Below are 25,743 nucleotides of genomic sequence, written 5' to 3' on the forward strand. Positions count from 1 at the left end.
GCGTTTGCGCCGAACTCACACAAAGCACAGCCGATGCGCCATTCGTGCTCGGTTGCTCGGGAAGCCTGCTGGCGCGCTGGTTTATCCCGCGACTGGGGCGGCTCAATGCCGACCTGCCGGACTTGCGCCTGCACCTGTCGGCCGGAGAAGGCGATCTGGATCCGCGAAGACCGGGGCTGGATGCTTTGCTGGTATTTGCCGAGCCACCCTGGCCGGCGGACATGCAGGTTTTTGAGCTGGCCAGCGAACGTATCGGTCCGGTGATGAGCCCTCGGTTCGTCGGCTATGAACGGCTCAAGCAAGCGCCGGAAACCGCACTGCTGAACGAACCCTTGCTGCACACCACTTCACGCCCGCAAGCCTGGCCGAACTGGGCGCAACCACGGGGCCTCGACGCCAGGGCGCTGAAGTACGGCCAGGGATTTGAACATTTGTATTACTTGCTGGAAGCCGCCGTCGCGGGTCTGGGCGTGGCGATTGCCCCCGAACCTTTGGTGACGGAGGACTTGAAGGCCGGCCGCCTGGTTGCACCTTGGGGCTTCAGTGAAACCCCGGCGCAACTGGCGTTGTGGCTACCCAAGCGCGCCGCGGACGGGCGCGCCCGGCAACTGGCGCAGTGGCTCAAGAACGAGCTGCGTCGAGCGGATTAATCACGCTTGCACAACAGATAAGCGGCCAGCAGGCCCAATGCGCCGACGGCGACACCGGCTGTCGTCCAGGGGTGTTCCTGGGCGTAGTCCCGGGTGGCAATCCCGGTTTCGCGGGTTTTGACCTTGACCTCCTCATAAGCATCGGCAAGCAGATGGCGCGAGTGCTTCAAGGCATTTTCGGCGTTGCTTTTCAGGGTATTGAGGGTTTTACGCGACTCGTCCGAGGCGTCGCCCTTCAGGCTTTCCAAAGACTTGAGCAGACTCTCGATCTCGGCTTCCATGCTTTGCAATGAGGCTTTGCGTAACGAGGTGTTGGCCATGGTGGCTCTCCTGCATTGGTGATGAGTGGCATGTGTTGGTTGGGACTTCAGGGGTTCGAGAAAGTGCAGAAAACCTGAACTTCATCCACAGAGCGACCAACAGAAAAAATAGGAAAAATCACTGCTAGGCTGTAATTCACACGCCGAGGAGAACGCCATGTCTGACCATCACACCTACAAGAAAGTCGAGCTGGTTGGCTCGTCCACCAGCAGTATCGAAGATGCGATCAACAACGCCCTGACCGAAGCCAGCAAGAGCATCAAGTACATGGAATGGTTTGAAGTGACCGAGACCCGTGGGCACATCAGGGACGGTAAGGCTGCGCACTTTCAGGTGACCTTGAAAGTCGGGTTCCGGATTGCCAGCAGCTGACTTTGGGCTAGTCTTCTGAACTTGCACGCCAGCCGAATGCCATAGGGAATGGCAAAGCGCTCCATGAGCGCGTCCGGCTGACGGCTGGTTACCCCTATGATCCGACCAGGGAATGCAACTGATGAAGAAGTTTATGTTGGCGGTAGGCTTGTTGAGCCTTGCAGGGACCGCATTGGCGGGCGGCAAGCCATGCGAAGAGCTGAAAGCCGAAATCGCCGCGAAACTTGATGCCAAGGGCGTTTCCGGATATTCGCTGGAGATTGTCGATAAAGGTGCCGCTGCCGGCGGGAAAGTAGTTGGCAAATGCGAAGAAGGCGCCAAAGTGATCGTCTATAAAAAGTAGGTCGATTCCCGCCTGAATGAAAAAGCCGACGCCCTGGCGCCGGCTTTTTTATGCCTGTCGATTGAGTATCAGCCTCGCATGACCTGCGCCAGCAACTCGTAGGAATGCACGCGATCCGAATGTTCGTACAGGTCACAGGTGAAAATCAACTCGTCAGCCTGGGTCTGTTCGATCAGGACCTCGAGTTTGGCGCGGATTTTCTGGGGGCTGCCGATCATGGCCAGGCCAAGGAAATCGTGCACGGCCTCTTTCTCATGGGGCAGCCACAGGCCGTCCATGGTCTTCACCGGCGGACGCTGTACCAGGCTTTGGCCACGCATCAGGGCGAGAATCCGCTGGAACACCGAAGTCGCCAGGTAATCGGCCTGCTCGTCGGTATCGGCTGCCACTAAAGGCACGCCGAGCATCACGTAAGGTTTGTCCAAAACGGCTGACGGCTTGAAGTGATTGCGGTAGACCCGAATCGCTTCATGCATGTAGCGCGGTGCGAAATGCGATGCGAAGGCGTAGGGCAAACCACGCTCACCGGCCAGTTGTGCACTGAACAGGCTCGACCCCAACAACCAGACTGGCACATTGGTCCCGGTGCCCGGCATGGCGATGATGCGTTGGTCCGGAGTACGCGGCCCGAGATAGCGCACCAGCTCCGCCACATCTTCCGGGAAATCGTCGGCGCTGCCAGAGCGTTCACGGCGCAGCGCACGTGCGGTCATCTGGTCGGAACCGGGCGCGCGCCCCAGGCCCAGGTCAATGCGGCCCGGATAAAGACTTTCCAGGGTGCCGAACTGCTCGGCAATCACCAACGGTGCGTGGTTGGGCAACATCACCCCACCCGAACCGACTCGAATGGTCGACGTGCCACCGGCCAGATAACCGAGCAGTACCGAGGTCGCGGAACTGGCAATGCCGTCCATATTGTGGTGCTCAGCCACCCAGAAGCGGTTGTAACCGAATTTCTCGACGTGCTGCGCCAGGTCCAGCGAATTGCGCAGCGACTGGGCCGCGCTGCCGTTCTCGCGCACCGGCACCAGATCGAGGGTCGAGAACTTGATATCGGACAGTCGTTTCATAAACCTGCTTCTCCAAATGAGGGTGCAGGTTTGTTCTTGCGAACGCAAACCTGCCGAATCCAAAAGCGTGTTCATGCAATGTGGGCATATACCCGAGTTTCAATAGCCCGGTAAAAAATCCATCGAAAAAAGCGGATTGATCGGACAGGTCTGCCCGGTGTCCAACGTGCGGAATGCGAAGATCAGATTGGAGGCAACATTGGTCGGCTAGATTTTCGTTGAGAACAAGAGATCGCTGCCTTGAGCAACCTGCCGGGATCATTCGGCAAAAAGTGCTCGCGTCTGCGATCTTTTTTGCGTCGCGACAGATTTGCCCGCTAAAACTGTGGTCGAATAAACGACAGCAGCGAAAACCCACGACTGTGCGTGCTGCCTCAAAGGAGCTTCAAACCATGAAACGTTTTGCCTTGGCGGTTATCTGTTGCGCACTGGCCGCTTCGGCCCTCGCAGCGCCGAAACCCTGCGAAGAACTCAAGGCCGAGATCGAAGCCAAGATCCAGGCCAGTGGCGTCACCGCCTACACGCTTGAAATCGTCACCAACGACGAGGTCCACGACCAGAACATGGTCGTTGGCTCGTGCGAAAACGGTACCAAGAAAATCATCTACCAGAAGAACAACCGCTGACCACTCACATCAGGCAGTAAGACTCTCGATCTTCTGCAACGATCTCCCGCTTGGCGTTGTATAGCCTGGCTTCAGGGATGAAGGCAATCGAGCGGCCTTCAAGCACATAACGTTGGCCGGCTTCGAAATGATCGAAGTTGATGGTCAAGTAACATATGCGTTCAGAAGGGCCGCCCATCATGTTCAAGCCCCCGCCACCAGGTACTTCGAAGTCGAAGCGGACGATCAGTTCATGGCTGCCGGGCATAACCTCAAAATAACGCCCGTCGGCCAAGCGCTGTTTATCCAGACGCTCGGCCATCAGCAATTTATCGTTAGGGAAGGGCGTGGAAAAGTCGACCCAGGCCATCTTTGGATTAGCCGTCGGCATCGGGCTCTGACAGCCAGCGACAATGCTGGCAACCAGCAACAGCATCAACCTGTACATGATGAATGTCCCAAGGGGTTATGCATTCAGCATAACGCCGATCAGGAGTGTTGGCAGCCCGCAGGCGTGCCTTGGCCAATCACTTTTCGCTGTTGATCGTAGAGTTTCGCCCAAGGCCGAAAGCCGATGTTCCCCGTCTGTAGCCGATAACGCTCGCCCGCGTTGAAGTCGTTGAATTTCACGTTCAACTGGCAATCGCGCCACAACGGTTCGGCATCAGGGCCGATGTTGGTAGGCTGGACCGAGAATTGGTAGCGGACCGTCAACTCATGGCTACCGGGCTGGACCTGGAAATAGCGTTTATCGTCGGTGGCCTTGTCATCGACCTCCAGCGCTTGCAGCTTCGTATCTTCTTGCTTCGACTCCAGGTCGATCCAGGCTTGCGCAGGATCAGGGCGGGGTAGTCCGAAAAAAGCACAGCCGGCCAGCATCAGCAGGCCTCCTGTCAGCATCAACATGCGCATAGCGGAGCTCCAGTCAGGCGGGATAGTCTTGTGGAAAGACTCTCCAAGGAAGAATTATTGTGATCAGGCCGCTTCCTAGCCTTGGGTTACTTGATCGCGTTTTTCGCGTTTTGTTTCCGGGTGTGTTGTTTTTGTTGCTCAACGGTTGCACCAGCGCCAGCTATTACAGCCAACTGGCCAGCGGCCAACTGCAGTTGCTGCGGGCCAGGGAGCCGGTTTCCAGTGTGATTGCCGACCCGGCGCGCGATCAAAAGCTGCGTACACACCTGGAGCAATCGCAAAAGGCCCGAACGTTCGCCAGCCAGCAATTGCACCTGCCGGATAACCCGAGTTACCGCTTGTACGCGGACATTGGGCGTCCCTTCGTCGTCTGGAATGTCTTCGCCACGCCGGAATTTTCCCTAAAACCGGTAAACCACTGCTTCCCCATCGCCGGTTGCGTGGCTTATCGCGGTTACTACAGCCAGAGTGCAGCCCGCGGCGAAGCAGCTTTGCAACGCTTGCAGGGCATGGACGTGTCGATTGGTGGTGTCGAAGCCTATTCGACACTCGGCTGGTTCAACGACCCGATCATCAGTTCGATGATGGGCTGGGGGGATGAGCGACTGGCCACGCTGATCTTTCACGAGCTGGCCCATCAGCGTTTCTATGTGAAGGACGACACGGAGTTCAACGAATCCTTCGCCACCTTCGTCGAGCAGGAAGGTACTCGCCAATGGCGCGCCTACCGCCTCCTGCCACCGGATAACAATGCGCAGGCGCGTCAGCGCAACCAGTTCACTGCGTTGGTGCTCAAGACCCGCACCCGACTGGAAAAACTCTACACCTTGCCGTTGCCAACCGAACAAATGCGCCAGCAAAAGGCTGCCGAGTTCGAGCGCTTGCGCAGCGAATACCGGCAATTGCGCGACAATCAGTGGGCCGCAGACAAACGCTACGATACCTGGATCTATGCCCCCATGAATAATGCCCGGCTATTGCCATTTGGTTTGTACGACCAATGGATTCCGGCATTTGCCACGCTGTTCCATCAGGAGGATGGCGACTGGCTCAAGTTTTACGCTGCCGTGGAAAAGCTCGGCGCCTTGCCGGCGGACGAGCGTAAGGCCGCGCTGAAAGCATTGGCTGGCGAGGCCGATCAACCAAAGAACCAGTAGCAAACCCCGATCGCGCCCAGCACCCCGGCAAGCTCCGCCAGCAATGCACAACCGACTGCATGTCGTGCGCGCTGGATGCCCACGGCGCCGAAGTACACCGCCAGCACATAGAACGTCGTTTCGGTGCTGCCCTGGACCGTCGCCGCCACCAGCGCCGGGAAGCTGTCGACGCCCGAGGTCTTCATGGTTTCGATCAGCATCGCCCGGGCGGCGCTACCCGAGAAGGGTTTGACCATCGCCGTCGGCAGCGCATCGACGAATCGTGTGTCCCAACCGGCCCATTCCACCAGATGGCGAATGCCATCCAGACCGAAGTCCAGCGCCCCGGACGCACGCAGTACGCCCACTGCGCAGAGCATCGCCACCAGATAGGGCAGCAAGTTCTTGGCGACGTCGAAACCCTCTTTGGCTCCTTCAACGAAGGCCTCGTAGACCTTCACTTTGCGCAGCGAGCCGATCAGTAAAAACAGCATGATCAGGCCAAACAGCGTCACGTTGCCGAGGATCGACGACAGGCCGGCCAGTGCGGTCGCTGAAAGGGTCGCCAGCAACGCCATGAAACCACCGAGGGCGAGGGCGCCGGGGATCAGGTAGGCCAGCACCACCGGGTCCCAGATGCGCAGGCGCTGCATGAACGCCACCGACAGGAAGCCGACAATGGTCGAGCAACTGGTCGCCAGCAGGATCGGCAGAAACACCAGCGTCGGGTCAGGCGCGCCTTGCTGGGCGCGATACATGAAGATCGTCACCGGTAGCAGGGTCAGCGAGGAGGCGTTGAGCACCAGGAACAGGATCTGGGCGTTGCTGGCGACAGTGGCGCTGGGATTGAGTTCTTGCAGCGCCTTCATGGCCTTGAGGCCGATCGGTGTGGCGGCGTTGTCCAGGCCCAGGCCATTGGCGGCGAAGTTCAGGGTGATCAGGCCGATGGCCGGATGACCAGGCGGGACTTCAGGCATCAGGCGCAAAAACAGTGGCCCCAGAGCCTTGGCCAACCATTCGACGATCCCGGCTTTCTCGGCAATGCGTAGAAAACCCAGCCAGAGGGTGAGGGTGCCAAACAGCAGCACCATGACTTCGACCGACAGCTTGGCCATGGCAAAAATGCTTTCCACCATTGCCGCGAAAATCCCGGCATTACCGCCGATCAGCCACTGCGCCAGCGCCGATACGGCTGCCACGATGAAGAAGCCAAGCCAAAGGCCATTGAGCATCAGTCAAATCCCCCAAAAGATCCGCGAATGATAGCGGGGTGGCCAGAAACGACAAACCCCGGATTTCTCCGGGGTTTGTACATACGCACCACATAACCAATGTAGGAGCCGGCTTGCCGGCGAAGGCGCCATAGCTGGCGATGCAAGGCTCGAAGCCGTCTTCGCTGGCAAGCCAGCTCCTACAGGAGATTTGTGTCAGTTGCTGGAAATTTCACCTGCCGGCAGTTTTTCCTTGCTGCGCCAGTGCGGCAGGGAGTTCCAGTAGCGCTGGCCCTTGGCGTCGTCGTACATCCCTTCCCAACGAGCGATAACCAGAACAGCCAGGGCGTTGCCGATCACGTTCAGTGCGGTACGGGCCATGTCCATGACGCGGTCGACACCGGCGATGAACGCCAGGCCTTCCAGAGGAATACCGACGCTGCCCAGGGTAGCCAGCAGCACCACGAAGGACACGCCCGGTACGCCGGCGATGCCTTTGGAGGTGACCATCAGCGTCAGTACCAGCAACAGTTGCTGGCTGATCGACAGGTCGATGCCATACAGCTGGGCAATGAAGATCGCCGCGATGCTTTGGTACAGGGTCGAACCGTCGAGGTTGAACGAGTAACCGGTCGRCACCACGAAGCTGCAAATGGCTTTCGGCGCGCCGTAGGCTTCCATCTTCTCGATCACGCGCGGCAGCACGGTTTCGGAGCTGGCGGTGGAGTAGGCCAGTACCAGCTCATCCTTGAAGATGCGCATCAGCTTGATCACCGAGAAGCCGAACAGGCGAGCGATCAGGCCCAGGACCACGAAAGCGAAGAAGGCGATGGCGACGTAAACCAGGATCACCAGTTTGGCCAGCGGTATCAGCGACGCGAAGCCGAAGTTGGCCACGGTTACCGCGATCAGTGCGAACACGCCGATCGGGGCGTAGTTCATGATCATGTGAGTGACCTTGAACATGCTTTCCGATACGCCCTGGAACATCTTCACCAGTGGTTCGCGCAGGTCCGCCTGCAGGCTCGACAAACCGAGACCGAACAATACAGAGAAGAAGATGATCGGCAGCATTTCGCCGCGAACCATGGCCGCAAAGATGTTCGACGGGATCAGGTTGAGGATGGTTTCGACGAACGCGTGTTCATGCCGAACCTCGGCCGCCGTCGCCTGGTACTTGGAAATGTCCACGGTGCCCAGGGTGCTCATGTCGATGCCGGCCCCCGGATGGAACAGGTTGGCCAGCAGCAGACCGACCACGATGGCGATGGTGGTGACGATCTCGAAGTAAATGATGGTCTTGAAGCCGATACGCCCCAGCTTCTTGGCGTCACCGACGCCGGCAATGCCGACAATCAGGGAGGAGATGACGATCGGGATTACGATCATCTTGATCAGACGGATAAAGATATCGCCTGCCGGTTGCAGGACGTTGCTGATCCACCAGGCTTTTTCGGCACTGAAATGGTTGAGCAGCGCACCGATTGCAATCCCCAATACCAGACCGATGAGGATCTGCCAGGCGAGGCTAAGCTTTGCCTTCTTCATATCTTTACCCTTACTTGTTGTTTGACTCAGGGAGATGCGCGAACTGGAACGCTTATGGCGAAAAAGTCTAGTGCATCTGCCCCCGTATAAGGTGCCCCGGAACGCGTGTTTACGGCTCTCCGGCAGGCGAAAAAGGCGCAACTATTCCGATGCAAGGGAGCGCCGTCTAATGCCGTAAACGCCTACCCTATGCCGAATCGGCATGAGGTTTTTTTAGTAAAACACGCGTCCCAACCGGTTCGAATGCGACATTTCGGCAGGTATAAGTGCCGTGAACCGGTCATCACAGAGCAGATTGAATGTTTTTTGAGCGGTGGCCGAGGATTGATTTTTCAGCAAAATCCCGCAGGACGAAGCGAAAAATCGCGGCAAAAAAAACGTGGTTTTTCTCGATATACGGTCGCTGGTGAAACACCGGGAAAAGTATTTTCCGACGTAACCAGGACAAGGACGCGATAACGGTGAGGAAACCGAGACGAGCGCTCTATTTCAATGTGTTGCGTGATCAAGCCCTTCGCAAGCCCGTCGAACCATGGCGGTCCGGCGAACTTGCGCAGTAGCTTTTCCTGACCCAGCCCTTGCGCAGGCACTCGCTGTACCCGTAGGTCACTCCACCCCTGAAACAGGCAGAACGTCCCGACCCCTTGGTCATGCGCCAGCCTTCCTCAGGCGACGCAGGTGGAAAGAGGCGCTGTGGCCTCCCTCATGTGCGTACTTCAATACCCGTTCGGATCTTTCTTCGTTTGCTCCATCGACAGGGCGGCTGCCAGTGCCTTGAACAAACCTCTCATGTCAGCCTCGACCGCGACGACCAAAGAAGAAGGAGGCAATGAACATCACCAGGAACACGACAAACAGAATCTTGGCGATACCCGTGGCGGTGCCCGCGATACCACCGAAGCCCAATACAGCGGCGATGATGGCGATGATCAGGAATGTGATTGCCCAGCTCAACATGATGATTCTCCTTACGCTCTGTTTAGAGGTGCTGCGTTTCCCGGCGCATCGGATGCGCGGAAGTTTGCCTAGAACACCCAACGCTCCTGATGACGTATCTCACCCACAGGCCCGGCCTGGTCGACATCCATCATGCGCATCGGGGTGCTATCGGCCTGACCGCTGCTGACCGCGCTGAAATGGGTTTGGGTCGGATGCTGAATCGACAGACGTGGCGTTTCAGGCTGCTGGCCCTGCTCCCAGCGCTGAAACTGCTGGCCGCCGATCAGGGTGATCAACAGCGCCAGAACAGCAAACAGTCCTTGCGCGATTTGCACAGGCGAGAGGTGCAGGTGGGCGGCACGCTGACGGTTCATCTTGGAGCTCCTGCCTCTCGGGTCGGTATTCGATAGCGGGCGTTTGTTTTTGAATGCCCTGGTTAACCAGACAATTGCAGCCCGCATGCCAGCCTTGACTCGATTTAATTTCTTTTAATTTCAATATCTTATGATCATAAAAGAAATCACTTCGCACGCATCCTGCACGATGCCACTTGCGCGGTCGTGCGTATTGCATGATTCGTTTGAAGGAATGCGTAAATTTTTTGAATTGGGAGGAGGGCGCGGATGTCAGAATTTTACGCTGGCCGCTGTCGGAAACCGGACATCTATTCAAAGACCCGCAAAATCAGGTGGCTAACCGATACATGGGATGAAAGCTACCCTGCCATGACAGGAATGGCTCAGAATCAATCATGCAACTTGCCCGATTTCTCTGAGACTAAATAAAGATATTTATTAAGGAGCGCAGGAAAATGGAATCAGCCACTGAGCATCAAGGCCGCATTCTGCTGGTGGATGATGAGTCCGCCATCCTGCGTACTTTCCGTTATTGCCTCGAAGACGAAGGCTACAGCGTGGCCACCGCTACCAGCGCCGCGCAGGCAGATGCCTTGTTGCAGCGGCAGGTCTTCGACCTGTGCTTCCTCGATTTGCGTCTGGGTGAAGACAACGGCCTCGATGTGCTGGCCCAGATGCGTATTCAGGCGCCCTGGATGCGGGTGGTGATCGTCACTGCGCACTCAGCCGTCGACACCGCAGTGGATGCGATTCAGGCCGGTGCCGCCGACTATCTGGTCAAACCGTGCAGCCCCGATCAATTGCGGCTGGCCACCGCCAAGCAACTGGAAGTGCGGCAACTGTCGGCGCGACTGGAGGCCCTGGAAGGTGAAGTGCGCAAATCCAAGGATGGCCTGGACTCCCACAGCCCGGCCATGAAAGTGGTACTCGAAACCGCCCGCCAGGTTGCCACGACCGATGCCAATATCCTGATTCTTGGTGAATCCGGTACCGGCAAGGGCGAGCTGTCCCAAGCCATTCACGGCTGGAGCAAACGCGCGAAGAAATCCTGCGTCACGATCAACTGCCCGTCGCTGAACGCTGAACTCATGGAAAGCGAACTTTTCGGCCACAGCCGTGGCGCCTTCACCGGTGCCAGCGAAAGTACCCTGGGGCGAGTCAACCAGGCGGACGGCGGCACGCTGTTTCTCGACGAGATCGGCGACTTTCCCCTGACATTGCAGCCGAAGTTGCTGCGTTTTATTCAAGACAAAGAATATGAGCGCGTCGGTGATCCGGTGACCCGTCGTGCCGATGTGCGCATCCTTGCGGCCACCAACCTCAATCTTGAGGACATGGCCCGCGACGGTCGTTTCCGTGAAGACCTGCTCTATCGCCTGAATGTCATTACCTTGCACCTGCCACCGCTACGCGAACGCCACGAAGATATTCTCAACCTGGCCGACCGTTTCCTGGCGCGCTTCGTCAAGGAGTACGCCCGTCCCGCGCGCGCCTTCAGCGACGAAGCCCGGGAAGCGCTGCTGAGCTATCGCTGGCCGGGCAACATCCGTGAGCTACGCAACGTGATCGAGCGGGCGAGCATCATCTGTCCGCAGGAGCGGGTCGAGATCAGTCATCTGGGTATGGCCGAAACTCCGGTCAACAATKCACCGCGCATCGGTGCGGCACTGAGCCTGGAGGAGCTGGAAAAGGCCCACATCAGCGCGATCCTCACCACCGCCGACACCCTGGATCAAGCGGCGAAAACCCTGGGCATCGACGCCTCGACGCTGTACCGCAAACGCAAACAGTACAACTTGTGAGCAGCAGCGGATGAAACTGGCGATGAAATTGCGGACCCGGCTGTTCCTGAGCATCTCCGCACTGATGACCATCGCGTTGCTCGGGCTCTTGCTCGGGCTGGTCAGCGTGATGCAGATGGCCGGCAGCCAGGAAGTGCCCACCCGCAACAACTTCGTCACTCTGGACCTGGGGCTCAAGCTGCGTCAGACCCTGGATGATCAACTGATCATCATGCTCAGCGAGAAACCTGAATCCGCCGCTTTCGCCGCCTCGAAACAGCATTACTTCGAACTGCTGGAGGAAGGTATCGCCCAGGAGCCAGCGCAGTCCGGAGGCGAGTACGGCTTCAGAAAAGCCAAGGCCGACTATGAGCGCTTTATCCAGGCTTATGAAACGTCCCCGGCCCCGTCGAATGTGCTCGGCAGCCACGGCAACCTGATGGAAAAATTCAACGCGCTACGCAATGGCCTGATCGCCGAGCACAAGCGCGCACTGGATAACATCAACGATACCGATCGTCAGGCCCGGGAGCAGGCGCTGCTGATTGCCGGTTTGCTTGGCCTGGTGGGGCTGGCGGTGCTGATCGTCGGCTTCGTGACCGCGCAGGCCATCGCCCGGCGCTTCGGGGAGCCCATCGAGGCTTTGGTCAAGGCGGCGGACAATATCGGCCAGGGCAATTACGATGTCACCCTGCCGATCTCTTCGGCGGTGGAGCTGAACCAGCTGTCCCGGCGTTTCGGGATCATGGCCCAAGCGCTGCGTGAGCATCAGGCCACTAACGTCGATGAACTGCTGGCCGGTCAACAGCGTTTGCAGGCCGTGCTCGACAGCATTGACGACGGACTGCTGATGATTGACCGTCAGGGTCATCTGGAACACCTTAACCCTGTGGCCCAGCGTCAGTTGGGCTGGGAATCCGATCGTCTGGGTCTAGGGTTGGGCACGGCGCTGGAGCGCCCCGAACTCGATGAGCAACTACAACTGGTGCTGCGCGGCAGCACGCTGGAGCGGGCGCCGGAAGACTTGAGCATCGAAGTCGATGGCGAGTCACGACTACTGACCTATAGCCTGACCCCGGTAAGCCATACCCAGGGACATATTCTCGGTGCCGTGATGGTGCTGCATGACGTCACGGAACAGCGTGCCTTCGAACGGGTACGCAGCGAATTTGTATTGCGCGCCTCCCATGAGTTGCGCACACCGGTCACCGGCATGCACATGGCTTTCGGATTGTTCCGCGAGCGCGCTCACTTTGCCCCGGATTCCCGGGAAGCCGATCTGCTCGATACCGTGAATGAAGAGATGCAGCGGCTGATGCAGTTGATCAATGACCTGCTGAATTTCTCCCGTTACCAGAACGGTTTGCAGAAACTCACCCTGGCGCCGTGTGCCATCGAGGCATTGCTGGAACAGGCTCAATCGCGCTTTGCCACATCGGCCGAGGAGAAAGAAATCAGTCTGCTGGTGGAAGTGCAGGGGCCTTTGCCGCGGTTACAGGCCGACCAGCCACAACTGGACCGGGTACTCGACAACTTGCTCGACAACGCCTTGCGTCACACCGGCTCCGGCGGGCGGATACGCCTGCAGGCCAGGCGCCACGGCGACCGGGTCATCATCAGTGTCGAGGACAACGGCGAAGGCATCGCCTACGGTCAACAGGGGCGGATCTTCGAGCCGTTCGTACAGGTCGGACGCAAGAAGGGCGGGGCCGGGCTCGGCCTGGCCTTGTGCAAGGAAATCGTGCAATTGCATGGCGGGCGCATGGGCGTCTACTCCCGGCCGGGGCAAGGTACTCAGTTCTACATGGCGCTGACCGTTTAGCTCACCTTCACGCCTCGTCATCCAGACGTCGGCCAGCGCCGGCCAGGCGTCGGCCCCGGGTTATCAATTCAATGAACTGCACGGAGCTCAGCGCGCGGGCGAACAGCCACCCCTGGCCGAACTTCACGCCTTCACTGCTGAGGAATTCGGCCTGGGCCTCATGTTCGATGCCTTCGGCAATCACCTTCAGGTGCAGCGACTGGGCCATGTGAATGATGTGCGGGGCCACACCGCTGCTGGCGGCGTCATGGCCCAATGCGTCGATGAACGCCTTGTCGATTTTCAGGCAATCCACCGGCAGGGTTTGCAAATAGGCGAGGCTGCAATAGCCGGTGCCGAAGTCATCGATCAACACCTGGTGTCCGACATCCCGCAAGGCTTGCAGGTTTTCCCGGGCCACCACCACATCGACCAGCCCGCGCTCGGTGACCTCAAAGGCAATTTGCTGCGCAGCGACACGGTGCAGGGTCAGCAGCCGCGCCATCACCTGACCAATCCGCGGAACCATCACATCACACGCCGCGAGATTGACCGAGATGTACAGTTGCGGGTTGGCACGCAGCAACTGGCCGAGTTGCTCAAGCAGGCGTTGCAGGACGAAGTCCGTCATCTGGCGAATCTGCCCGGTGTTCTCCGCCATCGGGATGAACAGGTCGGGACTGGTCAGAGTACCGTCCGGCCTGCGCCAGCGTAGCAGCGCTTCGGCCCCGACACAGTTGCGGCTATCGAGGTCGAAGATCGGTTGATACAGCACCTGCAACTCGCCACGGCGAATCGCGCCGGTCAGTTCGGCGTCCAGCGACTGCCGCTGGCGCACCAGCAGAAACACCAGGAACCCAACGCATATACCCAACGCGAGGCTCGCCGGCAGCAGCCACCACCAGACCGCCGGGATGTGCATGCCGGTACGCGGGCTGATCAATACCAATTGATACTCCGGGTTGTCGGTGGGCATGCGGTATATCAGGCGTGTCTGGGTGATCTGCAGCGCATCACGGTTTTTCGGTGGCCAGGCCTCGGCTGGTGGCCAGATCTGAGAAGCACCCAGCACCGGAATCGCCCGCGCGCCATGGTCCAGGACTACCAGCAGGCTGCTGCCCGGTGACAGGTCGACCATATCGGTCAAATGACCGCGAGAGGTCGCGACCCGGAAATTCCCGCGCCCGAGCATCAGCGCGGCGCGGTTTTCATCGGGTTCGGTGGTGGTGTTGAGCCAATAGCTGTAAGTCGGGCCTTTTATGTCTGGCGATCGACTCAGCGACAGCCCTTCCTGGCGAGGGCGATTGGAGCAGATTCGCGAGGAGTCCATGTAGGCGGCTTCGTAGACGAAGCGATAATTGAACGTAACCTGTTGCAAGGTCGCGATCATTTCAGCATCGCAGCCGCGCAACGGTTGCGCTTCAAGATCGTCAAGGCTTTCACGCAGTTGCCCGAAGAGCTGTTCCAGGCGGGCGAGGAAGCGCTCCCCCTGAGCATTCATTTCTTCGCTTTCGTTTTGCTCGACCTGGTGTATGGCGACGAACAGGCTGCCGGCCATCAATAACGTTGCGCTCAAGACAGCAGACAGCAGCCCCAAAAACCAGGGGCGATGGAACCAACTATGGAAGGTCTCTCGAGCAGCRGGCATTGTGTAATATCCGACGGATTACCAATGAGTTATAGCTGCTGATTGGAAAAAAGCCCTGACCGTCGGGCGGGCGTCATTATTTTGTCTGATTCAACACCAAAAGTAGCGCTGCAGTTTGCGCATCCGGAGTGCCATCGAAGCGCGCCGGGCGGAAATGCATCTGGAATGCCGCTATCACATGCCGTGTCGCGACATCGAGCTCGCCGGTTTGTGGCGAGGTATAACCCAGGCGGGCCAATTGCGCCTGAAACCAGCTGATGCTCGGCAATTGTTCGGCGAACTGCATTTGCTGGCGCGCCACCGACTGTTCGTTCGGCCAGATGCCCAGGCCTTCGGCAGCAAGACGCTTCCAGGGGAACAGCGGCCCCGGGTCGAGTTTGCGCAACGGTGCAATATCGCTGTGACCAATAATGTCGCGAGGCCTTATGCCCTGACGCTTGCTGATGTCCTTTAGCAATACGATCAAGGACTGGACCTGATCTTCGGTGTAGGGGTACCACACGCGTCCGGTCGGGGTGTCCTTGAAGCCCGGGTTGACGATTTCGATACCGATGGAACTGGAATTCAGCCAGGTCCGGCCATTCCACTCGCTCTCCCCGGCGTGCCAGGCCCGCACATTTTCATCCATCAGTTTGTAGATGGTGGCGCCCTTGTCGTCGCCGATCAGGTAATGGCTGCTGACTTCACCGTGGGTCAGCAACTGCAACGAACGCTCCAGCGAGGCGTTGGTGTAATGCACCACCACGAACTGCACACGACTGTCGTAATTGGCCGAAGGGTGGCTGGTGTCGAAACGGGGACCGCTGGCGCAGCCGGCCAGCAGAATCAGTGACGCGATCAGAGCAAAATATTTCATGGCGAAGGCAGTACACATAAGACAATAATGCAACAGTGTAACGTAATGCCTGGCGGGCTGACGGCAATCAAACAAAATGGAACAATTGACGATCAGCCCGGCTCCACGCGGTTGCGGCCGGCATTTTTTGCGCGATACAGCGCCTGATCGGCTCTTTTAAGCGCTTGATCGCCATGCTCACCCTGCCTGAACGCCGTCATTCCGATAGACACGGTGATGGTCACCGGCTCTCCCTTGAAGTGGAACGGACAGGCCTCAATCGAGGCACGCAAGCTTTCCAGCAACTTCAGCCCCGCCGCCGGCGCCGTGGATGGCATTAACAGCACAAACTCTTCGCCGCCAAACCGCGCAATGAAATCCGTCCCGCGCAGACGCTTGCGCAACACGCTGGCGATGATTTTCAGCACTTTGTCACCGGCCAGGTGCCCGTAGTTATCATTGATACGCTTGAAATGATCGAGGTCCAGCATGGCCAGCAGCAACGTGTTGCCATGTTGCTGCCATTGTGTGACTTCATGGTCCAGGCGCTCGCTCCAGGCCGCGCGGTTGGGCAGACCGGTCAACGGGTCGACCAATGCCTTCTGACGCTGCTCTTCAAGGTGCTCACGGTAACCTTGGGCCTCCTGCTCCATATGGGCGACCCGCTCGGCCAGGCTATGCAAGCGCACAGCGACCTCTTGCTCGCGCTCATCGCGCTGTTTCTGGTGCTGGTCCATGGTGCCCAGCAAGCCTTCGAGATGGTTTTCCAGGACGTGCTTGAGATCTTCCAGGTCCGCGGCTTCCTGCATGCTGYTTTGCAAGCCATCGACCTGTTCGCGGATCTGCGTGTCCATCTGCCGCGCAGCCGAACGGTTGTCGGCGTGCCCTGCGGTGGCGGCCTGCAAGTTGCTCTGGAACGATTCGAGGCGCTCGTTCAATCGTTGTAGATAGGCTTCGAACTCATGCTGGCCGCTGTCGGTAATGGCCAGCATCAACGTGGCGAAGTCGTCGAGGATCGGCAGCAATTCGTACCAGTTCAAACCGTTTTTCAGACGATCGCGCATGGATTCGGCTTGCGGGCGATAACGTTCGGGCAATGTCAGGTCGTCGAGCAGCCCTAGCAGCGTGTCTTCGATGTGACTGGCCACCGAACTGTAGGAGGGCTCGGGGGAGTCCGGGAGTGCGTAGAGAATGTCGTGTTCGGATGGCGCCTGATCGGTGGCGACCACGTCCTCCGTCGGAATCGGAGGTACGGGCACACTATCCGTCGATGCTTGCGCGGTCAGCTCGTCGGGGTTCGCTTGCGGCTCAGGAGGTGTCGCAATAGTTTCCGGAGCTGGTTGCTCGGCCGATTCGATTTCTGTCGAGGCTGCACTGGATGGTTGAGGCTCCGCAGCCGGAGGTGCAAAAGCCACGGCTGGCTCAGTCGGCACGGACTCGTCCTCAGCTCGCTCAACAGCGGGTACTTCGCAGATTGCTGGCTCAATCACGACCGGGGCCGACTCGATAATCGCCACAGGGCTCTCGGCTACAGGGGCAGCCAGCGCAGGAGAAGTAGCCGTTGAGGCCGCCGTCTCCTGCGCTTCACGACCGCCGAACAACCGCTGCAGCAAGCCCGGCCGATCGGGTTCCGTCGGGGTCTCCAGCTGGCTCAGGGCCTTGCCTTGCAAGCCACTCAGTTCGCTGAGCAACAACGGTATTTCACGTGCCTGACTGACCCGCGCCTCCAGTTGCTTGGCGAAACTCTTGAGTGGCCGGCTCACATCCCGTGGCAGCGGCAATGTTTGCAGTTGAGTGACCAGCGCAGTCAGGGCGGCACTGGTCTGGTTGATCCGGGTTTCCCGACGCTGCTCGGAGTCGAGCACGGCTTTTTCCAGGCGTGGAATCAGCGCGGCCAGGCCGGCGTCCATGTCGTCGGTACGCACGACCTCGCGCATTTCCTTCATGCACTGGTCAACGGCGCGGTCAGTGCCTTCCGCCGCCAGGGTGCTGCGCACCAGTCCACGGCGCAGCAAGTCGAGCCGCGCGTCCCAGCGACGTTCGAGCTTTTCCTGTTGTTCAATGCTTTTGAGGTATTTCTCTTTCCAGCGCTGTGTTTCGTCGCTCATTCATGGGATCCGCGAAGGGCAGGACTCAACGCGGGCAATGCATCGGCCGTGAGCGAACCCGGCAGACGAATCTCTACCGCGACCGGCAGGTGATCGGAAATGGGCTGTGCCAGCACCTCGACCTTTTCCAGGGTCAGGCTCGGGCTCAGCAGGATATGGTCCAGGCAGCGCTGCGGGCGCCAGCTGGGAAACGTCGCTTCCAGTTGTGGCGCAAGCAGGCCGAGATCGCGCAACGCAGAGTTTTGCAGCAGGTCACTGGCATGGGTATTCATGTCGCCCATCAGTACCTGGTGTTTGTAATCGCCAATCAGATCGCGGATGTAGGCCAGTTGCAGGCTGCGCGCCCGGGCACCCAAGGCCAGGTGCATCATGACCACCACCAGCGCTTCCGGGCCTTCGCCGAACCGTACCAGAATGGCTCCGCGACCTTTTGGCCCCGGCAACGGATGATCTTCAATGGCCCACGGACGCAATCGACTGAGCACGCCATTGCTGTGCTGGGCCAGGCGACCAAGGTTGCGATTGAGTTGTTGATACCAGTAGGGGAAGGCGCCGAGCTGGGCCAGGTGTTCGACTTGATTGACGTAGCCTGACCGCAGGCTGCCGCCATCGGCTTCCTGCAAGGCGACCAGATCGAAATCGCCCAGCAGATTGCCGATTTTCTGCAGATTGTCGGCACGCCCGGTGTGCGGCAGCAGATGCTGCCAGCCCCGGGTCAGGTAATGCCGATAACGCTCGGTACTGATGCCGACCTGGATATTGAAGCTGAGCAAGCGCAGACGACTGTCTACGGGCAGGCCCGTGGACTCCAGATGATGCTCGTTGACCCGCGGATCATGCCGGCCAACGACACGTTCAGTACCCCATCGGCGCATGGCAGTGACTGCCCTTAGTTGGCGGCAGCCTTGTTAGCCGCCCGCTCTTTGTCGATCAGTTTGTCGGCCAGTTGCAGGGCCTGTTCAGCACCGCCGGCAGAACCCACGTCAAACCGGTACTTGCCGTTGACGATCATGGTTGGAACGCCGGTGATTTCATACTTCTTGGCCAGTTCACGCGCCTTGACGATCTGACCTTTGATAGCGAAAGAGTCGAAGGTCGCGAGGAACTTGTCCTTGTCCACGCCTTGGGTAGCGAGGAAGTCGGCCATGTCATCCTTGTCGGTCAGTTTCTTGTGTTCTTTCTGAATCGCATTGAACACCGCGGCATGAACGTTGTGCTCGACCCCCATGGCTTCAAGGGTCAGGAACATCTGACCGTGAGCATCCCACGGGCCACCGAACATGGCTGGAATGCGTACGAAATTCACGTCCGTCGGCAGCTTCTCGACCCACGGATTGATCACCGGCTCGAAGGCGTAACAATGCGGGCAGCCGTACCAGAACAGCTCYACCACTTCGATCTTGCCAGGCACAGCGACCGGAACCGGATTGCTCAGTTCCACATAAGGTGCGGCGGGGGCTTCAGCAGCCTGGGCGGTCATGCCGAACAGGCTGGCAGCGGCAAAAACGGCGCTGATGATCAGATTACGCATGCTTCACTCCTGGACAAATTTTATCGCCTCGCGCGACTGTTTTCAGACAGATCCTGACGGGCTTGAGTTCTGTAGTGTAACGGCAGCGGCCACAAAAAAGGGCGGCCAAGGCCACCCTTTTTATACTTGCTGTCACGGATTAATCGAGCGTTAACGTTGCAGGCGATAAGCACCCTGTTCAACACCCGATCCGCCGGCCTCAGTGCAGGCCTTGAATGTAGCTGGACACCGCAGCGATGTCTTCGTCGCTCAGCTTCTTGGCAATGGTCTGCATGGTTTTGGCATCGCCGTCGTTGTTGCGGCCGCCTTCTTCCTTGCGGAAGTCGGTCAGCTGCTTGCCGATGTATTGAGCGTGCTGGCCGCCGAGGTGCGGGAAACCGGCAGCCGCGTTACCTGCGCCATTTGGCGAATGGCACCCGGTGCAGGCTGGCATCCCCTTGGCCAGGTCACCACCACGGAACAGGGCTTCACCGCGAGCGACGACTTTCGGATCGGCGGCGCCGACGCTGCCTTTCTGGCTGGCGAAGTAGGCGGCGATGTCCGCCAGGTCCTGATCGCTCAGGTTGGTCAGCAGACCGGTCATTTCCAGAACGGTGCGCTTGCCCGACTTGATGTCGTGCAATTGCTTGGTCAGGTAGCGTTCACCCTGACCCGCCAGTTTTGGAAAATTTGGCGCCATGCTGTTGCCATCCGGGCCGTGGCAGGCGCCACATACGGCGGCTTTGGCCTGGCCGGCTTTTGCATCACCCGGTTGTACTGCCTCACCTGCAGCATGGGCCATGCCGGAGATGCCCACGGTCAACAGCAGACTCACGATCAATTTCTTCATCAGCTAATCCAACTACGGCTAAGGGTTAAGAGTTATGGACCGGGCTTACTCGCTCATCCAAAGGATGGTGGCTTGGTAATCCTCGGCACTGCAGTCCATGCACAAACCACGCGGCGGCATCGCCTTGAAACCCTGGGTCACGTGTTGCACCAGCGTCTCCATACCTTTCGCCAACCTCGGCGTCCAAGCTTCCTGATCGCCTTTTTTCGGCGCCATGGGGAGTTGGCCGGAATGACAGGCACCACAAACACGGTTGTACACAGCTTCCGGATCCTGTGTAGCCTGAGCGCTGTAAAGCGGCATCAAGACACCGGCAGCTAGCAGCCATTTCGTCATAAAACGACCTTTTCAGGGTTGAGAGCGAGCTGCGTTCTAGTGCGCAATCAAGGTTTGTCGCTCTCGTGAACTTCATCCTACGCTGGGACAAAGCGCACACAAAATCTGCGGCATTATATACTGGCGTCACTGAAACGGAAGCGACACTGCTTGCCGCACCCATTCCTGGCGCCGCCCACATCGGAAATCCCATGCAACTCAAGAATCCCATCCTCGGTCTGTGCCAACAGTCCACCTTCATGCTCAGCGCCGCCAAAGTCGACCAATGTCCGGATGACGAGGGCTTCGAAGTCGCCTTCGCCGGGCGTTCCAACGCCGGCAAGTCGAGTGCCTTGAACACCCTGACCCATGCCAGCCTGGCGCGCACCTCGAAAACCCCGGGGCGCACACAGCTGTTGAACTTCTTCAAGCTAGACGATGAACGCCGTCTGGTCGACCTGCCGGGCTACGGTTATGCAAAAGTACCGATCCCGCTCAAGCAACACTGGCAGCGTCACCTGGAGGCATATCTGGGTGGTCGCGAGAGTTTGAAAGGTCTGATCCTGATGATGGACATCCGCCATCCGATGACCGATTTCGACCTGCTGATGCTCGACTGGGCCGTGGCTGCCGGCATGCCGATGCACATTCTGCTGACCAAAGCAGACAAGCTGACCTATGGCGCGGCCAAGAACACGCTGCTCAAGGTTCAGGCGGAAATCCGCAAGGGCTGGGGTGATCTCGTGACGATTCAGCTGTTTTCGGCCCCGAAACGCATGGGCCTGGAAGATGCCTACACCGTACTGGCTGGATGGATGGAACTGGCGGACAAGGGTGCCGAAGTAGAAGCCCAGTAAGCAGCGAAGGTTGCCTGGGGCGCCCCAGGCAGTTTTCTACAGGCAAAAAAAACCCCGGGCTTCATATGGGGAGGGAGAAGTTCCGGGGTTCAAGCTCTAGACCGCTAGGGCGGGGTCCAGATATCTGCCAACACTTAACACAACATAGGAGCATCGAAGGGCTTCACCAGCCATTCAGTAACTCTGAGTGGTGGTTCGCAAGATTAGTTCAGATTTTTTTCAAATAGCTTTGGAATAACTCTGATAATTTTCCGGACTAAGTGGTTCACGCCCTTCTGCCGCGGCACTATGCCGCAGCAGAACACGACAATTTTCTGTAGGAGCGAGCCTGCTCGCGATGGAATTTCAGTCGAAATCGATGTGCCTGACACTCCATCGTCGGAACGCCGCCCGGAGCAAGCTCGCTCCTACAAGAAGGCTCAGTGAGCCTCATCCCAGTTATTTCCGACACCCACTTCGACCAGCAACGGGACATCCAGTTTCGCGGCCTCGCTCATGTGCACGCGAATTTCATCGCGAACCTGGTCGATCAGGTCTTCACGCACCTCAAGCACCAGTTCATCGTGCACCTGCAAAATGACTTTGGCGTCGAGGCCAGACGCGGTCAGCCAGTTATCTACCGCGACCATGGCTTTCTTGATGATGTCCGCCGCAGTGCCTTGCATCGGCGCGTTGATCGCCGTGCGTTCGGCGGCGGCGCGCTCTTGCGGCTTGTTGGAGTTGATGTCCGGCAGGTACAGGCGTCGGCCGAAGAACGTCTCGACATAACCTTGCTCGGCGGCCTGGGCACGCGTGCGGTCCATGTACTGGCGAACGCCGGGGTATCGGGCGAAATAGGTATCGATGTAGGCCTTGGCGGTCTTGGTGTCGACGCCGATGTCCTTGCCGAGCTTCTGCGCGCCCATGCCGTAGATCAGGCCGAAGTTGATCGCCTTGGCGCTGCGGCGCTGGTTGGAGGTCACGTCGGCCAGTTCGACCTTGAACACTTCGGCGGCGGTCGCGGTGTGCACGTCCAGATTGTGGCGGAAGGCGTTCATCAGCCCTTCGTCCCGGGAAAGGTGCGCCATGATCCGCAGTTCGATCTGCGAATAGTCCGCCGCCAGCAGCTTGTAACCTGCCGGGGCCACGAAGGCCTGGCGAATGCGACGCCCTTCGGCGGTGCGCACCGGGATGTTCTGCAGGTTCGGGTCGCTGGAGGACAGCCGCCCGGTGGACGCCACCGCCTGATGATACGAGGTATGGATCCGCCCGGTACGTGGGTTGATCTGCTCCGGCAGACGGTCGGTGTAGGTGCTTTTCAGCTTGCTCATGGAGCGGTATTCCATGAGCACTTTCGGCAATCGATAGTCGTCTTCTGCCAGTTTGGCCAGCACTTCTTCGGCGGTGGAGGGCTGGCCCTTGGCGGTTTTCTTCAATACCGGCAGGCCGAGCTTCTCGTAAAGGATCACGCCCAGTTGCTTGGGCGAACCGAGGTTGAACTCCTCGCCGGCAATCTCGAAGGCTTCACGCTCCAGCGCCACCATCTTGTCGCCCAGTTCGATGCTTTGCACGCCCAGCAAGGCGGCATCGACGAATGCGCCCTGACGCTCGATTCGCGCCAGCACCGGCACCAACGGGATTTCGATGTCGGTCAGCACGCTGGCCAGGCTCGGAATGGCCGAGAGCTTTTCGAACAGGGTCTGGTGCAGACGCAAGGTGATATCCGCATCTTCGGCGGCGTAAGGCCCGGCCTGCTCCAGGGCGATCTGATCGAACGTCAGCTGCTTCACGCCTTTACCGGCGATGTCCTGGAAACTCACCGTGGTGTGGTCCAGGTACTTCTGCGCCAGGCTGTCCATGTCATGGCGCGTGGCCGTGGAGTTGAGCACGTAGGACTCGAGCATGGTATCGAAGGCGATGCCGCGCACGGTAATGCCGTTGTCCTGATCGCCGCCGATGGCGCAGTTGGCCAGGATGTTCATGTCGAACTTGGCGTGCTGGCCGACCTTGAGTTTGTTCGGGTCCTCCAGAATCGGCTTGAGCGCACGCAGGACCGTGTCGCGGTCCAGCTGTTGCGGCACGCCGATGTAGGAATGGGTCAACGGGATGTAGGCCGCTTCGTTGGCCTGAACCGCGAATGACAGGCCCACCAGTCGTGCCTGCTGCGCATCGATGCCGGTGGTTTCGGTGTCGAAGGCAAACAGTTTGGCGTTTTTCAGTTTTTCCAGCCAGGCATCGAAACGCGTTTGATCGAGGATGGTTTCAWAGGCGGCTTCAGCAACGGCGGCCGGTGCTTCGGCCTCTGGTTCACTGAACAGATCGGCGGCCGGTGCTGGCTCGGCGGCAGCGCTCAGTTCCAGGCGTTTGGCGTCGCGATCAAGGTCGTTCAGCCAGCTCTTGAACTCCAGCAGGGTGTACAACTCGTAGAGTTTCGCCGGATCTTCAGGACCCATTTGCAAGTCGTCGAGCCCAACGTCCAGCGGCACGTCGACCTTGATGGTCGCCAGTTGATAGGAGAGGAAGGCCATCTCCTTGTGCTCTTCGAGCTTGGCTGGCAGGGTCTTGGCGCCGCGAATCGGCAGGGTCGGCACGATGTCGAGTTGCGCATAGAGTTCGGTCAGGCCGCCGTTCACACCCACCAACAGGCCAGACGCGGTCTTGGGACCGATGCCCGGAACGCCCGGAATGTTGTCGGACGAATCGCCCATGAGCGCCAGATAATCGATGATCTGCTCGGGAGCGACGCCGAATTTCTCCTTCACGCCCTCCACATCCATGCTGCTACCGGTCATGGTGTTGACCAAGGTAATGTGACCGTCGACCAATTGCGCCATGTCCTTGTCACCGGTGGAGATGATCACCGGACGATCCGCCGCCGCGCTACTGCGGGCCAGGGTGCCGATCACGTCATCGGCCTCGACGCCTTCGACGCACAGCAGCGGGAAGCCCAGGGCGATCACGCTCTGGTGCAGCGGCTCGATCTGCACGCGCATGTCGTCAGGCATGCTCGGACGGTTGGCCTTGTATTCGGCGTACATGTCATCGCGAAAAGTCCCACCTTTGGCGTCGAACACCACAGCGAACGGACTATTCGGATATTGCTTGCGCAGGCTCTTGAGCATGTTCAAGACGCCCTTGACCGCGCCGGTCGGCAGGCCTTTGGACGTGGTCAGCGGCGGCAACGCGTGAAAGGCGCGGTACAGGTAAGAAGAACCGTCCACCAGGACGAGGGGGGCTTGGCTCATGAGCAGGATCAACCTTTTCGGCGGGTCCGGCGCTAGAATAGCGGGACCGTTGACGACAAAGGGACAAGGTTATCATGCGCACACTAAATCGCCTGTTGCTGGCTGGCTTGTTTGCAATCGCACCATTGGCCGTCATGGCGGCGGGCGATGCGCCGACACCGGATCCGGAAGTCACGATCCGCACGGAAGGGGACAAAGTCATTCAGGAATACCGTCAGAACGGTTTCCTGTACGCAATCAAGGTCACGCCGAAGGGCGCACCGCCGTATTTTCTGGTGCGCGCCGACGGAACAGATGCAAACTTCATTCGCTCGGATCAGCCCGATATGCTGATTCCGTCATGGAAGATCTTTGAGTGGAAGTAGTTTCTTAATTTCAATTGGCGCTGGCCCACGAGCAGCGCCCGTACTGGCAGCTTAAACATGTCTGTGTTCACCCCCCTGGCTCGGCCCGAGCTGGAAGCTTTTCTCGCCCCTTATGGCCTCGGCCGCCTGCTTGATTTCCAGGGGATTGCCGCCGGTAGCGAAAACACCAATTTCTTTATCAGCCTGGAGCAGGGCGAATTTGTCCTGACCCTGATCGAGCGCGGTCCGGTTCAGGAAATGCCGTTCTTCATCGAACTGCTCGACGTGCTGCACGGCGCCAACCTGCCGGTACCTTACGCCCTGCGCACCACAGACGGCGTGGCCTTGCGCGAACTGGCGGGCAAGCCTGCGTTGCTGCAACCGCGCCTGGCCGGCAAGCACATCAAGCAAGCCAACGCGCAACATTGCACACAGGTCGGTGAGTTGCTCGGCCATCTGCACCTGGCGACCCAGGCCAATATGATCAAGCGCAAAACCGATCGCGGCCTGGACTGGATGCTGGAAGAGGGCACGCAGTTCCTGTCGCATCTCGGTGCCGAGCAGAAAGACCTGCTGCAACGGGCGCTGGAAGAAATCACCCGGCAGAAAGAAAAAATCCTGGCACTGCCGCGGGCGAACATTCACGCCGACCTGTTCCGCGATAACGCGATGTTCGAAGGCACGCACCTGACCGGGCTGATCGATTTCTACAACGCCTGCTCCGGGCCGATGCTCTACGACGTGGCGATTGCCTTGAACGACTGGTGCTCGGACGACGATGGCGTGATCGATGGACCGCGAGCGCGGGCCTTGCTGGGCGCTTACGCAGCCTTGCGACCGTTCACCGCTGCCGAAGCCGAGTTGTGGCCGACCATGCTGCGGGTGGCTTGCGTAYGGTTCTGGTTGTCACGCTTGATCGCCGCGGAGTCGTTCGCCGGACAGGATGTGTTGATTCAYGATCCGATGGAGTTCCAGTTGCGCCTGGCGCAGCGGCAGACGGTCAATAC

The 25,743-nt window shown here is 59.1% G+C and carries 26 protein-coding genes; 10 read left to right on the plus strand and 16 right to left on the minus strand.

The features are described 5' to 3' along the window. On the plus strand, nucleotides 1–650 hold a 650-nt coding region (locus tag AC1DVH_RS12850; RefSeq protein ID WP_477754110.1), incomplete at its 5' end, for a LysR substrate-binding domain-containing protein. Here AC1DVH_RS12850 and AC1DVH_RS12855 read toward each other — a convergent pair. After that, nucleotides 647–970, minus strand: coding sequence for an ElaB/YgaM/YqjD family protein (locus tag AC1DVH_RS12855; RefSeq protein ID WP_150728191.1), 324 nt, complete (start codon nucleotides 968–970; stop codon nucleotides 647–649). The two genes, AC1DVH_RS12850 and AC1DVH_RS12855, sit on opposite strands and share 4 nt — an antisense overlap. Before the next feature lie 157 nt (nucleotides 971–1,127). Between AC1DVH_RS12855 and AC1DVH_RS12860 the strand changes: the two genes are divergently transcribed. Together AC1DVH_RS12860 and AC1DVH_RS12865 are read left to right on the plus strand one after the other, a co-directional pair. Next, nucleotides 1,128–1,343, plus strand: a complete 216-nt coding sequence (locus AC1DVH_RS12860) for a dodecin (RefSeq protein WP_015092929.1) — start codon at nucleotides 1,128–1,130, stop codon at nucleotides 1,341–1,343. A 121-nt stretch (nucleotides 1,344–1,464) separates the two neighbouring features. Then, nucleotides 1,465–1,686, plus strand: coding sequence for a DUF1161 domain-containing protein (locus tag AC1DVH_RS12865; RefSeq protein WP_477754127.1), 222 nt, complete (start codon nucleotides 1,465–1,467; stop codon nucleotides 1,684–1,686). Between the two features lie 68 nt (nucleotides 1,687–1,754). Here AC1DVH_RS12865 and AC1DVH_RS12870 read toward each other — a convergent pair whose 3' ends face one another. Next, nucleotides 1,755–2,756, minus strand: coding sequence for an LLM class flavin-dependent oxidoreductase (locus AC1DVH_RS12870; protein WP_008002158.1), 1,002 nt, complete (start codon nucleotides 2,754–2,756; stop codon nucleotides 1,755–1,757). A gap of 392 nt (nucleotides 2,757–3,148) precedes the next feature. Between AC1DVH_RS12870 and AC1DVH_RS12875 the strand changes: the two genes are divergently transcribed. Further along, nucleotides 3,149–3,382 carry a DUF1161 domain-containing protein gene (locus tag AC1DVH_RS12875; protein WP_477754111.1) on the plus strand — a complete coding sequence of 78 codons (234 nt, stop codon included), beginning with the start codon at nucleotides 3,149–3,151 and terminating at the stop codon, nucleotides 3,380–3,382. Between the two features lie 4 nt (nucleotides 3,383–3,386). Here the strand turns inward: AC1DVH_RS12875 and AC1DVH_RS12880 are convergent, their stop codons facing one another. Continuing rightward, nucleotides 3,387–3,809: a PA0061/PA0062 family lipoprotein gene (locus AC1DVH_RS12880; RefSeq protein WP_477754112.1), complete on the minus strand. Its 423-nt coding sequence runs from the start codon at nucleotides 3,807–3,809 to the stop codon at nucleotides 3,387–3,389. Nucleotides 3,810–3,850: 41 nt separating this feature from the next. Beyond that, nucleotides 3,851–4,273: a PA0061/PA0062 family lipoprotein gene (locus tag AC1DVH_RS12885; RefSeq protein WP_477754113.1), complete on the minus strand. Its 423-nt coding sequence runs from the start codon at nucleotides 4,271–4,273 to the stop codon at nucleotides 3,851–3,853. A 59-nt stretch (nucleotides 4,274–4,332) separates the two neighbouring features. On the opposite strand from AC1DVH_RS12885, the gene AC1DVH_RS12890 reads away from it, so the two are divergent. Next, nucleotides 4,333–5,430: an aminopeptidase gene (locus tag AC1DVH_RS12890; protein ID WP_477754114.1), complete on the plus strand. Its 1,098-nt coding sequence runs from the start codon at nucleotides 4,333–4,335 to the stop codon at nucleotides 5,428–5,430. On the opposite strand, the gene AC1DVH_RS12895 is transcribed toward AC1DVH_RS12890, so the two are convergent. The 4 genes from AC1DVH_RS12895 to AC1DVH_RS12910 all read right to left on the minus strand — a co-directional run bounded on the left by AC1DVH_RS12895 (nucleotide 5,412) and on the right by AC1DVH_RS12910 (nucleotide 9,481). Next, nucleotides 5,412–6,641 carry a nucleoside recognition domain-containing protein gene (locus tag AC1DVH_RS12895; RefSeq protein WP_477754115.1) on the minus strand — a complete coding sequence of 410 codons (1,230 nt, stop codon included), beginning with the start codon at nucleotides 6,639–6,641 and terminating at the stop codon, nucleotides 5,412–5,414. The genes AC1DVH_RS12890 and AC1DVH_RS12895 overlap by 19 nt on opposite strands. Before the next feature lie 195 nt (nucleotides 6,642–6,836). Further along, nucleotides 6,837–8,168 (minus strand): glutamate/aspartate:proton symporter GltP, encoded by a 1,332-nt coding sequence (gene gltP / locus AC1DVH_RS12900; protein ID WP_477754116.1) that lies wholly within the window; start codon nucleotides 8,166–8,168, stop codon nucleotides 6,837–6,839. 792 nt (nucleotides 8,169–8,960) lie between these two features. Then, the gene (locus tag AC1DVH_RS12905; RefSeq protein ID WP_003177151.1) at nucleotides 8,961–9,125 is read right to left on the minus strand and encodes a DUF1328 domain-containing protein; all 165 of its coding nucleotides are present in this window, start codon (nucleotides 9,123–9,125) and stop codon (nucleotides 8,961–8,963) included. 68 nt (nucleotides 9,126–9,193) lie between these two features. Continuing rightward, nucleotides 9,194–9,481 (minus strand): hypothetical protein, encoded by a 288-nt coding sequence (locus AC1DVH_RS12910; protein WP_477754117.1) that lies wholly within the window; start codon nucleotides 9,479–9,481, stop codon nucleotides 9,194–9,196. Between the two features lie 437 nt (nucleotides 9,482–9,918). Between AC1DVH_RS12910 and algB the strand changes: the two genes are divergently transcribed. Together algB and AC1DVH_RS12920 are read left to right on the plus strand one after the other, a co-directional pair. Continuing rightward, a complete protein-coding gene (gene algB / locus AC1DVH_RS12915) occupies nucleotides 9,919–11,265 on the plus strand; it encodes a sigma-54-dependent response regulator transcription factor AlgB (protein WP_477754118.1) in 1,347 nt (448 codons plus the stop codon). Nucleotides 11,266–11,275: 10 nt separating this feature from the next. Then, entirely contained in the window at nucleotides 11,276–13,066 is a 1,791-nt protein-coding gene (locus AC1DVH_RS12920; RefSeq protein WP_477754119.1) for an ATP-binding protein, read from the plus strand. Between the two features lie 7 nt (nucleotides 13,067–13,073). Here the strand turns inward: AC1DVH_RS12920 and AC1DVH_RS12925 are convergent, their stop codons facing one another. The 7 genes from AC1DVH_RS12925 to AC1DVH_RS12955 all read right to left on the minus strand — a co-directional run bounded on the left by AC1DVH_RS12925 (nucleotide 13,074) and on the right by AC1DVH_RS12955 (nucleotide 20,332). Continuing rightward, nucleotides 13,074–14,693, minus strand: coding sequence for an EAL domain-containing protein (locus tag AC1DVH_RS12925; RefSeq protein ID WP_477754120.1), 1,620 nt, complete (start codon nucleotides 14,691–14,693; stop codon nucleotides 13,074–13,076). 76 nt (nucleotides 14,694–14,769) lie between these two features. After that, nucleotides 14,770–15,549, minus strand: coding sequence for an N-acetylmuramoyl-L-alanine amidase (locus tag AC1DVH_RS12930; RefSeq protein ID WP_477754121.1), 780 nt, complete (start codon nucleotides 15,547–15,549; stop codon nucleotides 14,770–14,772). A gap of 92 nt (nucleotides 15,550–15,641) precedes the next feature. Continuing rightward, nucleotides 15,642–17,636 carry a GGDEF domain-containing protein gene (locus AC1DVH_RS12935; protein WP_477754122.1) on the minus strand — a complete coding sequence of 665 codons (1,995 nt, stop codon included), beginning with the start codon at nucleotides 17,634–17,636 and terminating at the stop codon, nucleotides 15,642–15,644. After that, nucleotides 17,633–18,511 carry an endonuclease/exonuclease/phosphatase family protein gene (locus tag AC1DVH_RS12940; protein WP_218431436.1) on the minus strand — a complete coding sequence of 293 codons (879 nt, stop codon included), beginning with the start codon at nucleotides 18,509–18,511 and terminating at the stop codon, nucleotides 17,633–17,635. The genes AC1DVH_RS12935 and AC1DVH_RS12940 overlap by 4 nt, the downstream gene beginning before the upstream one ends. 14 nt (nucleotides 18,512–18,525) lie before the next feature. Beyond that, nucleotides 18,526–19,167: a thiol:disulfide interchange protein DsbA/DsbL gene (locus tag AC1DVH_RS12945; protein ID WP_108218734.1), complete on the minus strand. Its 642-nt coding sequence runs from the start codon at nucleotides 19,165–19,167 to the stop codon at nucleotides 18,526–18,528. A 199-nt stretch (nucleotides 19,168–19,366) separates the two neighbouring features. Next, nucleotides 19,367–19,996, minus strand: coding sequence for a c-type cytochrome (locus AC1DVH_RS12950; RefSeq protein WP_477754123.1), 630 nt, complete (start codon nucleotides 19,994–19,996; stop codon nucleotides 19,367–19,369). 45 nt (nucleotides 19,997–20,041) lie between these two features. Continuing rightward, nucleotides 20,042–20,332 carry a c-type cytochrome gene (locus AC1DVH_RS12955; protein ID WP_223455051.1) on the minus strand — a complete coding sequence of 97 codons (291 nt, stop codon included), beginning with the start codon at nucleotides 20,330–20,332 and terminating at the stop codon, nucleotides 20,042–20,044. 191 nt (nucleotides 20,333–20,523) lie between these two features. Between AC1DVH_RS12955 and yihA the strand changes: the two genes are divergently transcribed. Continuing rightward, a complete protein-coding gene (gene yihA, locus AC1DVH_RS12960; RefSeq protein WP_008002192.1) occupies nucleotides 20,524–21,168 on the plus strand; it encodes a ribosome biogenesis GTP-binding protein YihA/YsxC in 645 nt (214 codons plus the stop codon). Between the two features lie 419 nt (nucleotides 21,169–21,587). Here yihA and polA read toward each other — a convergent pair whose 3' ends face one another. After that, on the minus strand, nucleotides 21,588–24,392 hold the full coding sequence (gene polA, locus AC1DVH_RS12965) for a DNA polymerase I (protein ID WP_477754124.1): 2,805 nt from the start codon (nucleotides 24,390–24,392) through the stop codon (nucleotides 21,588–21,590). A 74-nt stretch (nucleotides 24,393–24,466) separates the two neighbouring features. On the opposite strand from polA, the gene AC1DVH_RS12970 reads away from it, so the two are divergent. Next, nucleotides 24,467–24,757, plus strand: coding sequence for a DUF2782 domain-containing protein (locus tag AC1DVH_RS12970; RefSeq protein WP_477754125.1), 291 nt, complete (start codon nucleotides 24,467–24,469; stop codon nucleotides 24,755–24,757). A 57-nt stretch (nucleotides 24,758–24,814) separates the two neighbouring features. Further along, the coding region (locus tag AC1DVH_RS12975) for a homoserine kinase (protein WP_477754126.1) at nucleotides 24,815–25,743 on the plus strand (929 nt) is incomplete at its 3' end.

The organism is Pseudomonas sp. P4_C3 (genome assembly GCF_056402075.1).